Genomic DNA, 11,606 nt, shown 5'->3' with positions numbered 1-11,606 from the left:
CCCGGGGTGCACCTGCCCGCCACCCTGCTGGCCGCCGCCCCCCACCAGCACGCCCGCGGCCGGCGCGGCGCGGCCCCGATCGTCCTGCCCGCCGACCGCCGCGGCGCGGTACGGGTGGGCCGCGAGGGCAACCTGGTGCTGTTCGTCGTCGACGCCAGCGGGTCGATGGCCGCCCAGGCGCGGATGACCCTGGTCACCACCGCCGTGCTGGCCCTGCTCGTCGACGCCTACCAGCGCCGCGACCGCATCGGCATGATCACCTTCCGGGGGTCCGGGGCGCAGGTCGTGCTCGCCCCCACCGCCAGCGTCGAGGTCGGCGCCGCCCGGCTGCGCGCCCTGCCCACCGGCGGGCGCACCCCGCTGGCCGCCGGGCTCACCCGCGCCGGGCAGGTGCTGCGCGCCGAACGGCGCCGCGACCCGGCGCGGCGCGCCCTGCTCGTCGTCGTCACCGACGGACGCGCCACCGCCGGCGCCGACCCGCTGCCGGTGGCCCGCGCCCTGGTCCGCGCCGCCGGCGGGCCGGGCGGATCCGCCACCGGCCGCCCCGCCAGCGCCGGGCGCGGCGCGGCGGGGGGCGGCGCGGGCCGTGGCGGGCTGGCCAGCGTCGTCGTCGACTGCGAAAGCGGCTTCCTGCGCCTGGGCCTGGCCGGCCGGCTCGCCCACGCCCTCGGCGGGATCACGATCGGGCTCGACGCCCTGCCACTGCTGGCCCCGCCACCACCGGCGCCGACGCCGCCACGGGCGGGAAAGGTGGCCTGAGATGGCACCGCAGGGACAGCCGACCAGCGTCCCCGACGACGGCCTGACCACCCGCGCCCGCCGCGACCGGCCGCTGCTGATCGTCCACACCGGCGACGGCAAGGGCAAGTCGACCGCCGCGTTCGGCCTGGCGTTGCGCGCCTGGTCGCAGGGCTGGCCGGTCGGGGTGTTCCAGTTCGTCAAGTCCGCCAAGTGGCGCATCGGCGAGGAACGCGCCCTGGGCGTGCTCGCCGACTCCGGTGAAGGCGGCTCGGTCGACTGGCACAAGATGGGCTCCGGGTGGAGCTGGGTGCAGGGCCGCGTCGACCCCGACGGCGACCCGGCGGCCGCCGCGGCCGAGGGCTGGGCGCAGATCCGCCGCGATCTGGCCGCCGAAACCTACCGGCTCTACGTCCTCGACGAGATGACCTACCCGCTGCACTGGGGTTGGCTCGACGTCGCCGAGGTCGTCGACACCCTGCGCACCCGCCCGGGCCGCCAGCACGTCGTCGTCACCGGGCGGCGCGCCCCGCAGGAGCTGCTCGACGCCGCCGACCTCGTCACCGAGATGACCAAGATCCGCCATCCGATGGACGCCGGGCAGAAGGGCCAGCGGGGCATCGAATGGTGACCGCCCCCCTCGCCCTGCCCCGCCTCGTGCTCGCCGCCCCGACCAGCGGGGCGGGCAAGACGACGGTGACCACCGGGCTGATGGCCGCGCTGCGCGCCCGCGGCCTGCGGGTCTCCCCGCACAAGGTCGGCCCCGACTACATCGACCCCGGCTACCATGCGCTGGCCACCGGCCGCCCCGGACGCAACCTCGATGCGGTACTGGCCGGCCCGCAGCGCCTGGCCCCCCTGTTCGCCCACGGCGCCACCGGCGCCGACATCGCCGTCGTCGAAGGCGTGATGGGCCTGTTCGACGGGGTCGCCCGCCCGCAACCCGGCGAGGCCGCCGACCATGCCTCCACCGCGCACGTCGCCCGCCTGCTCGACGCCCCGGTGATCCTCGTCGTCGACGTCTCCGGCGCCGCCCGCTCCATCGCCGCGCTCGTCGCCGGGTTCCGCGCCTTCGACCCGCGCCTCCACCTCGCCGGGGTGATCCTCAACCGGGTCGGCTCGCCGCGCCACCGCGAGCTGCTCACCGAGGCGCTCGCCGACATCGGGATGGCCGTGTTCGGCGCGGTTCCCCGCGAACAGACCGTGCACACCCCCTCACGTCACCTCGGCCTGGTGCCCGCCGCCGAACGCCGCCCGGCCGCCGTCGACGCCGTCGACCGCCTCGGCGCGCTCATCGCCGCCTCCTGCGACCTCGACGGCCTGCTGCGCGTCGCCCGCGCCGCCCCACCGCTGCGCACCAACGCCTGGAATCCGACCCTCGCACTCTCCGCCATGGGGGATACGCCGGTGGGGGATGCGACGGCCGGGCGGCCGCCGCGGGTCGCGGTCGCCGGGGGAGCGGCGTTCACCTTCGGCTACGCCGAGCACGCCGAACTGCTCACCGCCGCCGGCGCGGACGTCGTCGCCGTCGACCCGCTGCGCGACGACACGCTGCCCGCCGGCACCGACGCGCTGATCATCGGTGGGGGTTTCCCCGAGGAACACGTCGGCGCGCTCACCGCCAACACCCGCCTGCGCGGTGAGATCGCCGCGTTCGCCGCCCGCGGCGCCCCCATCGTCGCCGAATGCGCCGGGCTGCTCTACCTGGCCCGCAGCCTCGACGGCGCGCCGATGTGCGCCGTCCTCGACGTCGACGCGGTGATGGGCCCGCGGCTCACCCTCGGCTACCGCCGCGCCGTCGCCGCCACGCCCAGCCCACTGGCCCCCGCCGGGAGCGTCCTGACCGCCCACGAGTTCCACCGCACCGTCCTGCTTCCCCCGCCCACCGGGGCACCCCCAGCGGCCTGGTGGCTGCCCGCCGTCGACCCGGCGCCCGCCGCCCCTGCCGGCGCGACGCCACCGGCGCGGCCCGGGACGCCGCCGGCGGCGGGACCAGCCGAGGCGCCGTCGCGATGGCTGGCCGAGGGCTTCGTGCAGCGCCGGGTGCACGCCTCCTACCTGCACCTGCACTGGGCCGGACGGCCGCAGATCGCCACCGGCCTGCTCGCCGCCGCGCGTGCATACGGTCGCCGTCCCGGCGCGGCCTGAGCCCCCGATGGCAACCCGCCGCCCGAGCGACCCGTCCGGCCGGGCCGGCGAGGCGCACCAGGACGACAGGCGCAACCCACCGGCTACGCGCGTCGTCGCGGCGGATGACCGGGGCACGGCCGATCTGGTCGTCGGGGTCGGCGCGCGGCCCGGGGTCGACGCGGGGGAGATCCTGGCGCTCATCGACGCGGCGCTGCGGGAACTCGGCGTGCCGACGGGCGCGGTGCGCCTGCTGGCCACCGTCACCGCCCGCCGCGACGAGGCGGGCATCGTCGCGGCCGCCGGCCACCACCGCTGGCCCGTCGTGGGATATCCACCGGCGCGTCTCGCCACGGTCGACGTCCCCCATCCCAGCGCCGCCGTGCAGGCCGCGCTCGGGATACCGGGCGTCGCCGAGGCGGCGTGCCTGCTTCCCCTCCACCGGCATCCGGCCGCGCCGCGGCCGGTCCTGCTGCTACCCAAACGCACCGGCCGGCGGGCCACGATCGCCGTCGCCCGCCAGCCCACACCCACGCCTAGGACGGGCCCAGGAGCTCGTGCACCTTGCTGAGCAGGGCGCCCGCGGTGAAGGGCTTCTGGAGGTGGGGGAGGTCGGCCGGCGCGGTGGCGGCGCCCGGCGCCCCGCCGGCGGCATAGCCGGACACGAGCATCGCGGGCAGCGCGGGGTGACGCCGGCGGAAGCGCTCCACGAGCTGATAGCCGGACATGCCAGGCATGACGACATCGGTGAGCAGGGCATCGATCCGGGTGCCGGTGTCCCCGAACCGCTCCAGTGCCTCGGCGGGAGAACCCGCCTCATGAACCTGATACCCGGAGCGGGCCAGGATCCGGGTGGTGATGTCGCGGACGGCCTCGTTGTCCTCCACCACCAGGATGGTCTCACCGTCGCCGCGCCGGTCGGGACCGGCCGGGCCAGCGGCCGGGCGGCGTGATGCGGACTGCTCCGAGCAGGGCAGCAGCACCCCGATGGTGGTTCCCTGCCCGACCTGCGAATCGATGCTGATCCTTCCCTCGGCCGCCGTGACAACACCGTAGACGGTGGCGAGACCGAGGCCGGTTCCCTCGCCCGGCCCCTTCGTGGTGAAGAAGGGCTCCAGGGCGCGCCGCGCCACCTCCGGGGGCATGCCGCAGCCGGTGTCGGCGACGGTGAGGCACGCCCAGCGGCCCTCCGGTGCCCGCGGGCCGCGGGCCGGGCCGGCAGGGCCACCCACGTTGGCGGTGGTGATGGTGATCCGGCCGCCGTGTGGCATGGCGGCCCGGGAATTGACACACAGGTTCATCACGACTTGTTCGATTCCGGTGGGGTCGATGGTGACCTGGGACAGCCCCGGATCCAGCTGGGTGACGAACTCGACGTCCTCGCCGATGGTGCGCCGCAGCAGGCTTTCGGTGGCGGTGACGACGTCGTTGAGGTTGAGCGTCTCCGCCTGGGTGCGTTTCTGCCGGCTGAAGGTGAGTAGCTGGCGGGTCAGGGCCGCGGCCCGCTCGGCGGCGAGGCTGATTCCACCGATGTCGGCACGGCGTGGGTCATCGGTGGACAGCGTCTCCGCGAGCATCTCCGCATAACCCATGATGACGGAGAGCAGGTTGTTGAAGTCGTGGGCCACGCCGCCCGCGAGCCGGCCGAGGGATTCCAGCCGCTCGGTCTGGTGCAGCTGCTGTTCGAGGCGTTCCCGTTCCTGTTCCGCGTGACGGCGTTTCCGCCGGTCGGCCGCCTCGCGCAGTTCCCGCTGCACCGCGGGGACCAGCCTGGTCAGGCGATCCTTGAGCAGGAAATCGTGCGCGCCGCAGCGCATGAGCGCCGCCGCCGTCTCCTCTCCGACCTGGCCGGAGACGAGGATGAAAGGGACGTCGAGCTCGCTGTCCGCCAGCAGCTTCAGCGCGTGCTCGGCACTGAGCGCCGGCATGTTGTAGTCACAGGTCACCAGGTCCGGCGGATGGGCGCGCAGCGCGGCGGTCAGCTCGCCGGCGGTCTCCACCCGGTCATAGCTGACGTCGAGTCCACCGCCGCGCAACTGACTGACGATCAGAACGGCGTCGTCGTCACAGTCCTCCACCATGAGGAGATGCATCTTCGGCACGGCATGCCGCCTCTCCGCTCGTCGGCCGCGGCGCAGACCCCACGCTGTTGCGGACCGGCGGCCGGTTCAGGAACAGCCAGTACATCCCGGCAGACCGGATCGCGTCCTCGAACTGCTTGAAATCGACCGGTTTGACGATATAGCTGTTCACACCGAGGCGGTAGCTGGCCAGGACATCCCGTTCCTCCTGCGAGGAGGTGAGCATCACCACGGGCACCGACCGCAGCTTCGGGTCGTCCTTGATGCTTTTCAACACCTCCAGCCCATCCACCTTCGGCAGCTTGAGGTCAAGCAGGATCACCTTGGGTGGGCCCGCCGGTCGCCGGTCGGCATAGGAGCCGGTGCAGTACAGGAAATCCAGCGCCTCCGCGCCGTCGCTAACGACATGAACGGAGTTCATGACCTTTTCGTCGCGCAGGGCGTACAGGGTCAGATCGGCATCGTTCGAGTCGTCCTCCACCAGCAGGATGTCCAGGCCCTCGACGCTCACTCCGCACCCCCTCATCAGATGCGCACGAGAATGTCGCACCGGTTCCGGGCGACCCGTCGGCTTCCCTGGTGGTACCCGGAGCGGCGCTGAGATACGCCAGCGCGCGGCGATGTGTCCCATCCGGAGCCCGCCCGGCCAGGACATCCGGCGAAAACCTGGTCATGATGGTGCGGCCACGGGAAGAGTAAACGAAATGGTGGCGCCCTGGTCGATTTTCCCATCCGCCCAGATCTGACCGCCGTGGCGCTTGATGATGCGAGCGGCCAGCGCCAGCCCGACACCCGTTCCCTCGAACTGCTCCGACTTGTGCAACCGCTGGAAGACGCCGAACAGTTTGTGCGCATAACGCGAGTCGAAACCCGCCCCGTTGTCGCTGACAAAGTAGACTGTGGCACCTGACTCCGCGTGGCTCCCGATCCGGATGTGGGCCGGATCTCTCCCCCGACTGTATTTGAGCGCGTTCGACAGAAGGTTCGTGTAGACGAGTTTCAGCAGCGCCGGGTCGGCCAGACAGGCCGGAAGATCCTCCACGAGGGTCTCGACATGACGGCCCTCCTGCTCGGCGCTCAGGTCGGCGAGGCACTCTCGGGCGATGTCCGCCGGGTGAACCGTGGTCTTGGTCAGCTCCTGACGTCCGACGTGGGCGAACGCGAGCAGGTCGTCGATCAGGGCACCCATGCGCTGGCCGCCTCGTTCCACCCGGTTCAGAAGTTCCCGGGCCTGTTCCGACATCTCGTCCGCATGCTGTTCGACCAGGATGTGGGAGAAGCCGGTGACGGCACGCAAGGGGGCCCGAAGGTCGTGGGAGACGCTGTAGGAGAACGCTTCGAGTTCGTCGTTGGCCTTCTGGAGCCGGGCCGCCGCGCTGGCCCGTTCGTCGGCCACCCGGTCCAACTGGTCCGCCAGGACGTTCACCGACCACCCGACCTCCTGGACCTCGGCCGGCCCGGCGGGCATGGGTCGGGTCACGAGACGGCCGTGGGCCAGGGAACGCACCGCTTCGGTCACCGCCGTCAGAGGTCGGACCAGTCGACGGGTGGTGACCACCGCGGTCCGCGTGCCCACCACCAACCCGATCACCAGGCAGCCCGCAACCAGGGCGAGCGTCCCGACCTGAGTGCGATTGAGCTCATCGATCTTGGCCTCGCGGTGGCGGTCGAGCATGTCGGCAACCGCAGCCTGCGATGCCCGGAACGCATCGAACAGCCGCTTGCCATCTGCCGGGTCCGGGGTGGCGCCGGCGATCACCGGCCTGGCGTAGTCCCGGTACCACGCGGACACCTCGGCCCGCTCGGCCGCCAGCCGGCCGCGCAGACGGGGATCGCCGGGCAGGTGCTGCTCGACTGTCGCGAACCTGGCGGGCAGCGCGGCCGTACCGGTGTCGTAAGGCGCCAGGAAGGACTGGTTACGGCTGATCAGATAGCCGCGAACACCGGTCTCGGCATTGGTCATGTCGACGAGGATCTCGTCGTTGGCCTGCCGTTCGGCGGCGATGTTCCGCACCACATTATGAACCTGGGACCTCACCGAGATCGTGGCCAGAAGACACACGATGCCCAGCAGCACCTGGAACGCCAGCAGGGTTGAGAAGGCTGTCGTCAGAGTCCGTTTTACCCGGCGAGCGGAACCGCCCGATGTCGATGGGACCGCTACCGCCCGATCGCCTGCTCGCCGATTCCTTACCCCGCGATCGTCGATGCGACCATCGGGTGTGGGGGCGAGGTCGGTGTCGGCATCAGGTATCACGGTTCGGTCTCCCGACGTGAAAGACGGCTCCATCGGCACAGCCGCCAGGAGGCACACGGGGCACAGGCACAACATCCGGTCGCAGGCGACCAGCAGGCAGCGCCTGACAAGGATGAACCAGCCCGGCGGTCTGCGCATGTCGAGCGGCGCGAGGGCTGCGCCTGGGCGGCCGGTGTTGAGGCCCCGGCGGGTCGCCGGCCGGTCAGCCCGCAGGCGCGGCGAGGAACCGGGCGAGATCGGGATGGGATCGCCCGGCGCCGCCGGTCCCGGGGGAACCACGGGTCACGGCGGGCCGCAGGTGCACATCAGTACTCACGGCGCGCAGTCAAGCCACACCGGCCAGAACCGGATGTGGGATTTCGGGCCGGGGGAGGCACCTCGTCGCCGGGATGCGCACACTGAGCGGGCAGACCCACCGCCGGCACTCCCCACCCCAGCACCGCCGCAGCCCCGACCGGCATCCCGCCGCCGGGACCCGTCCCACGAGGGAGTCACATGGCCACCCTGCACGAGGGCCGCACCGCCGACCAGCAGGCCCACCGCGCCGACCACCGCCGCGCCCAGGCGACGATCCTGGACGCCGCCGATCACCTGGACCCCGCCGACACCAGCCTGCGCGCCCGCCAACTGCGCGACACCGCCCAGGCGATCCTGCGCCGGTCCTGAGCCGTCACCGACCCACCCGAGGCCAGTCCGCGGGCACCCGATCCCCACCCGCCGCGGCCCCGACCGGCACTCGCCGGCCGGGGCCGTTGTCACGTCGGGACGCCGCGCTGGCCGCGAACCATCACGCGTCGCACCAGAACCAGCCCCACAATTAACACAGAGGTAGCCCTGGCTTAATTACTGGTGAACCAGCGTGTGCGACCGTGCGGTATGCAGACAGGTGGTGTTCCCAAAACCGATATCGTCAAGATAGCCGCGTCGATCGACGACGTTCCCAGCATGGAAGAAACCGACGCGATGCTGGAACAACTACGCCATCTTCCTCGCAGCACAGAAACCGTAAAACTGATTGATGAACTTCTGGAGATCCGTTCACTACTCGGCGCGACATGTTGAGCATGCGCGCCGAGTAGCGAACAGAAGATGGGCGGCCCGCCGGCTTCCCCGCGGTGAGACGAGGTGCTAACCGACCCGACCTCGAAAAACTACTGCTGGGAGCCGAACGGCTGGCCCTGCTGGTTTCCCTGGTTCCCCTGGTTGCCGAGGTTGCCCCGGTTCCCCTGGTTCCCCTGGTTGCCCTGGTTGCCGCCGCCGAAACGCTCGCCGGACTGGCCACCCAGGCCACCCTGGCCACCGCCGACGCCCGCCAGCTCACGCAGACGGTTCTCGACGTACCGCTCGCTGTGGTGCGTCCTGTCCGCGATACGCGCAACAAGGTCCTCGATGTCGGTCGCCGTGTCGAGGTCCGCGGTGCTGACCTGACCGAACTGGTCGAGGATGCGGTAGCGCAGCTGCTGCCAGTTCTGGCGCAGCTGCTGCTCGACCTGCTGGCGCTGCTGCTGCTGCTCCTGCTGGGTCATTGTGATCCCTTCTCGTCATTTCTTCGAACGCGCTGAAGATTGCGAGAGGGACGGTACCGCAGCCGGCTCGGGTAGCGCCAAGCCGAACTCGAATTCGAATGTATGCCCTCGCTCTAGGGCATCTGACACCGCAGCCTCGGCAGTCCGGATGCGCTCCCCTCTTTCCGGAATCAAAACGGAAAAACGGACCGTAAAGGACGCCTTCGGTGTCGTCGTGGATGTGGCCGCCACACGAACATGTTCCGCATGCAGACACGAGCCGCTCCCGTCACTAGGATGCGTTTCGACAGCGGCGCCGCTCGGATGGTGCACTCTCGAAGAGGCGGGCACCGAGCACCGGCGAAACACCCTCTGAAAGTCAGATCAGGGCATAGCGAAACACCATCACGACGGTCGCGGGGATGAACCGATCCCGCCCTCGCTCCACCTTCCGGAGGAACAGCTCCGCATGGCCTTCTCTGCAGACATCTGGGCCCTCTTCTGTCCGAAGACCTGTGCACCGGCGGCGGTAGGCAGGTGTCGGCGGAAAAGGACGGTTCACCCCGCTTACGTGCGCTGTCGCCACAGCGTCGCCGCACCGACCGTGGTCGGGCGCACGGCGTCCTAACCGAGGGCGCGCTGCGCCGCCGGGTCGCAGGCGTCGGCCAGCAGGTCCAGGGACAGGCCGAGGACGCCGGCGAGCGCGGCGACGGTGAAAAACGCCGGAGTCGCGATGCGCCCGGCCTCGATCTTGCGCAGCGTCTCCGCGGACACTCCGGCCGCGGCGGCGACCTCGACCATGCTGCGCGCGCCACGCGCGACCCGCAGCAGCGCCCCGAGCCGCTCGCCGCGCTCCCGCTCCGCTCTGGTCAACGGCGTCCGCACCATGGCCGTGATAGTAATACCGGTATAGTAATTGGGCGCAGGTTCGGTGGTCTCGACGACACCAGCAGCGCCGACATCGACGAAGGAGGATGGTCGCGATGGTGGAGCTGAAGTCGACCGCGGCAATCGAGGCGATGGCCGCCGCCGGGGCCGTCGTCGCCCGCGCACTGCGCGCGACCCGTGACGCCGCCGCCCTCGGCGTCACCCCCCGCGAGCTGGACACGGTCGCCCACACCGTGATCCGCGACGCCGGCGCCCTGCCGGTGTTCCTGCACTACCACCCCGGGTTCGCCCCGACACCGTTCCCCGCGGTCATCTGCGCCTCGGTCAACGACGTCATCGTCCACGGCATCCCGAGTGACACCCCGCTGCGCAACGGCGACCTGGTCAGCATCGACTGCGGCGCCGAACTCGACGGCTGGGTCGGCGACGCCGCGATCAGCTTCACCGTCGGCACCCCCCACCCCGGCGACGCCGCCCTCATCGACACCACCGCCGCGGCCCTGGCCGCCGGCATCGCCGCCGCCGTCCCCGGCAACCGCCTCGGTGACATCGCCGCCGCCATCGGCCAGGTCGGGCGCGCCGCCGGCTACGGCATCCCCCGCGGCTTCGGCGGGCACGGCATCGGCCGGCGCATGCACGAGGATCCCAGCGTGCCCAACGACGGCCAGCCCGGACGGGGCATGCCGCTGCGCGAAGGCCTCGTCCTCGCCCTGGAACCAATGTTCTGCGCCGGCGGCCGCGACAGCTACTACACCGCCGCCGACGGCTGGGGCCTGCACACCACCGACGGCAGCCGCGCCGCCCACGTCGAACACACCGTCGCCATCACCGCCAACGGCCCGCGCATCCTCACCACCACCTGACCGGGTCCGTTGCGGCCCGCCACCGCAGCGGTCGATAGTCGGAACTGGCCGTCGCGACACCCACCGCCGGCCGGTGATCATCCCATCCGACCCCGGACCCCTCGGAGCCTGCCATGACGTCGCCGTCACCCGCGTCACCCGCCCTGGTGCCCTTCACCATCGACGTTCCCGACGCGGTCCTCGACGATCTGCGCCACCGGCTGCACCGCACACGGTGGACCGAGCAGATCCCCGGCACAGGCTGGGACCTGGGCACCGACGTGGACTACCTGCGCGAGCTGTGCGCCTACTGGGCCGACGGATTCGACTGGCGGGCCGCCGAGGCCCGCCTCAACCGCTGGCCGCACCTGCGCACCGTCATCGACGGCACCACCGTGCACGCCCTGCACGCCCGCTCGCCGCACCCGGGCGCGGTGCCGCTGCTGCTCACCCACGGCTGGCCCGGGTCGATCGTGGAGTTTCTCGGGGTCATCGACCGGCTGGTCGACCCGCCGGCCTACGGCGGCGACGCCGCCGACGCCTTCCACGTCATCTGCCCGTCACTGCCCGGCTACGGCTGGTCCGGGCCGACGGTCGCCCGCGGCTGGCATGTGCGCCGCATCGCCGACGCCTGGGTGGAACTCATGACCCGCCTGGGCTACGACCGCTTCGCCGCGCAGGGCGGCGACTGGGGCGGCTCCGTCACCGCCTATCTGGGCGCCGACCACCCCGACCGCCTGTTCGGCATCCACCTCAACCTCGTCCCGCCGCCGCCGATGACCCGCGACGAACGGGCCGCCCTCACCCCCGACGAGCTCGCCAACCTCGACTTCGCCCGCCGCTTCGCCCAGCACGAGACCGGCTACCAGGCCATCCAGGGCACCAAACCGCAGACCCTCGCCCACGCCCTCGCCGACTCCCCGGCCGGGCTCGCGGGCTGGATCGTGGAGAAGTTCCGCACCTGGTCGGACTGCGACGGCGACGTGGAGAAGGCGATCAGCCGCGACGACATCCTCACCAACATCACCACCTACTGGGTGACCGAGACGATCGGCTCCTCGATCCGGCTGTACCTCGAAACGCAGGCCGCGGGCCTGTTCGGCGCCCCCGAACAGCAGGTGAGCACCCCCACCGGCGCGGCGATCTTCCCGAAGGAGATCTACCGGCC

General features: G+C 71.8%; 13 protein-coding genes. 8 read left to right on the top strand and 5 right to left on the bottom strand.

The features are described from left to right. From NBZ85_RS19530 to NBZ85_RS19515, 4 genes are all read left to right on the top strand, one after another. Positions 1 to 759 (top strand): VWA domain-containing protein (locus NBZ85_RS19530; RefSeq protein WP_261562365.1); only part of this gene is annotated, 759 nt, incomplete at its 5' end. A gap of 1 nt (position 760) precedes the next feature. After that, positions 761 to 1,369 (top strand): cob(I)yrinic acid a,c-diamide adenosyltransferase, encoded by a 609-nt coding sequence (gene cobO / locus NBZ85_RS19525; RefSeq protein ID WP_261560750.1) that lies wholly within the window; start codon positions 761 to 763, stop codon positions 1,367 to 1,369. Next, positions 1,363 to 2,886 (top strand): cobyrinic acid a,c-diamide synthase CobB, encoded by a 1,524-nt coding sequence (locus tag NBZ85_RS19520; protein ID WP_261562364.1) that lies wholly within the window; start codon positions 1,363 to 1,365, stop codon positions 2,884 to 2,886. Before cobO ends, NBZ85_RS19520 begins: the two co-directional genes overlap by 7 nt. Before the next feature lie 7 nt (positions 2,887 to 2,893). Beyond that, a complete protein-coding gene (locus NBZ85_RS19515) occupies positions 2,894 to 3,436 on the top strand; it encodes a cobalamin biosynthesis protein (protein WP_261558859.1) in 543 nt (180 codons plus the stop codon). On the opposite strand, the gene NBZ85_RS19510 is transcribed toward NBZ85_RS19515, so the two are convergent. The 3 genes from NBZ85_RS19510 to NBZ85_RS19500 form a co-directional block, all read right to left on the bottom strand. Next, entirely contained in the window at positions 3,402 to 4,946 is a 1,545-nt protein-coding gene (locus NBZ85_RS19510) for a hybrid sensor histidine kinase/response regulator (RefSeq protein ID WP_261562363.1), read from the bottom strand. The genes NBZ85_RS19515 and NBZ85_RS19510 overlap by 35 nt on opposite strands. Next, positions 4,930 to 5,457: a response regulator gene (locus NBZ85_RS19505; protein WP_261558860.1), complete on the bottom strand. Its 528-nt coding sequence runs from the start codon at positions 5,455 to 5,457 to the stop codon at positions 4,930 to 4,932. Before NBZ85_RS19505 ends, NBZ85_RS19510 begins: the two co-directional genes overlap by 17 nt. Before the next feature lie 159 nt (positions 5,458 to 5,616). After that, positions 5,617 to 6,963: a sensor histidine kinase gene (locus tag NBZ85_RS19500; protein ID WP_261562362.1), complete on the bottom strand. Its 1,347-nt coding sequence runs from the start codon at positions 6,961 to 6,963 to the stop codon at positions 5,617 to 5,619. Between the two features lie 735 nt (positions 6,964 to 7,698). On the opposite strand from NBZ85_RS19500, the gene NBZ85_RS19495 reads away from it, so the two are divergent. Continuing rightward, positions 7,699 to 7,869: a hypothetical protein gene (locus tag NBZ85_RS19495; protein WP_261558862.1), complete on the top strand. Its 171-nt coding sequence runs from the start codon at positions 7,699 to 7,701 to the stop codon at positions 7,867 to 7,869. A 183-nt stretch (positions 7,870 to 8,052) separates the two neighbouring features. Beyond that, complete coding sequence (locus NBZ85_RS19490; RefSeq protein ID WP_438803095.1) at positions 8,053 to 8,265, top strand: hypothetical protein; 213 nt, start codon at positions 8,053 to 8,055, stop codon at positions 8,263 to 8,265. 89 nt (positions 8,266 to 8,354) lie between these two features. Here NBZ85_RS19490 and NBZ85_RS19485 read toward each other — a convergent pair whose 3' ends face one another. After that, positions 8,355 to 8,729 (bottom strand): hypothetical protein, encoded by a 375-nt coding sequence (locus NBZ85_RS19485; RefSeq protein ID WP_261558864.1) that lies wholly within the window; start codon positions 8,727 to 8,729, stop codon positions 8,355 to 8,357. Positions 8,730 to 9,332: 603 nt separating this feature from the next. Further along, positions 9,333 to 9,596: a helix-turn-helix domain-containing protein gene (locus NBZ85_RS19480; RefSeq protein ID WP_261558865.1), complete on the bottom strand. Its 264-nt coding sequence runs from the start codon at positions 9,594 to 9,596 to the stop codon at positions 9,333 to 9,335. A 95-nt stretch (positions 9,597 to 9,691) separates the two neighbouring features. On the opposite strand from NBZ85_RS19480, the gene map reads away from it, so the two are divergent. Together map and NBZ85_RS19470 are read left to right on the top strand one after the other, a co-directional pair. Then, positions 9,692 to 10,459: a type I methionyl aminopeptidase gene (gene map / locus NBZ85_RS19475; protein ID WP_261562361.1), complete on the top strand. Its 768-nt coding sequence runs from the start codon at positions 9,692 to 9,694 to the stop codon at positions 10,457 to 10,459. 113 nt (positions 10,460 to 10,572) lie between these two features. Then, on the top strand, positions 10,573 to 11,606 hold a 1,034-nt coding region (locus tag NBZ85_RS19470), incomplete at its 3' end, for an epoxide hydrolase family protein (RefSeq protein WP_261562360.1).

Origin of the sequence: Frankia tisae, assembly GCF_025403405.1 — a bacterium.
Taxonomy (GTDB): Bacteria; Actinomycetota; Actinomycetes; order Frankiales; family Frankiaceae; genus Frankia; species Frankia tisai.
This window is presented reverse-complemented; position numbering and strand designations above follow the sequence as displayed.

Bases quoted from the DNA above. Each gene is read 5' to 3' on its own strand.
- NBZ85_RS19495 (WP_261558862.1), top strand. From the start codon at position 7,699: ATGGCCACCCTGCACGAGGGCCGCACCGCCGACCAGCAGGCCCACCGC.
- NBZ85_RS19510 (WP_261562363.1), bottom strand. From the start codon at position 4,946: ATGGTGGAGGACTGTGACGACGACGCCGTTCTGATCGTCAGTCAGTTG.
- NBZ85_RS19485 (WP_261558864.1), bottom strand. From the start codon at position 8,729: ATGACCCAGCAGGAGCAGCAGCAGCAGCGCCAGCAGGTCGAGCAGCAG.
- map (WP_261562361.1), top strand. From the start codon at position 9,692: ATGGTGGAGCTGAAGTCGACCGCGGCAATCGAGGCGATGGCCGCCGCC.
- NBZ85_RS19480 (WP_261558865.1), bottom strand. From the start codon at position 9,596: ATGGTGCGGACGCCGTTGACCAGAGCGGAGCGGGAGCGCGGCGAGCGG.
- NBZ85_RS19515 (WP_261558859.1), top strand. From the start codon at position 2,894: ATGGCAACCCGCCGCCCGAGCGACCCGTCCGGCCGGGCCGGCGAGGCG.
- NBZ85_RS19520 (WP_261562364.1), top strand. From the start codon at position 1,363: ATGGTGACCGCCCCCCTCGCCCTGCCCCGCCTCGTGCTCGCCGCCCCG.
- cobO (WP_261560750.1), top strand. From the start codon at position 761: ATGGCACCGCAGGGACAGCCGACCAGCGTCCCCGACGACGGCCTGACC.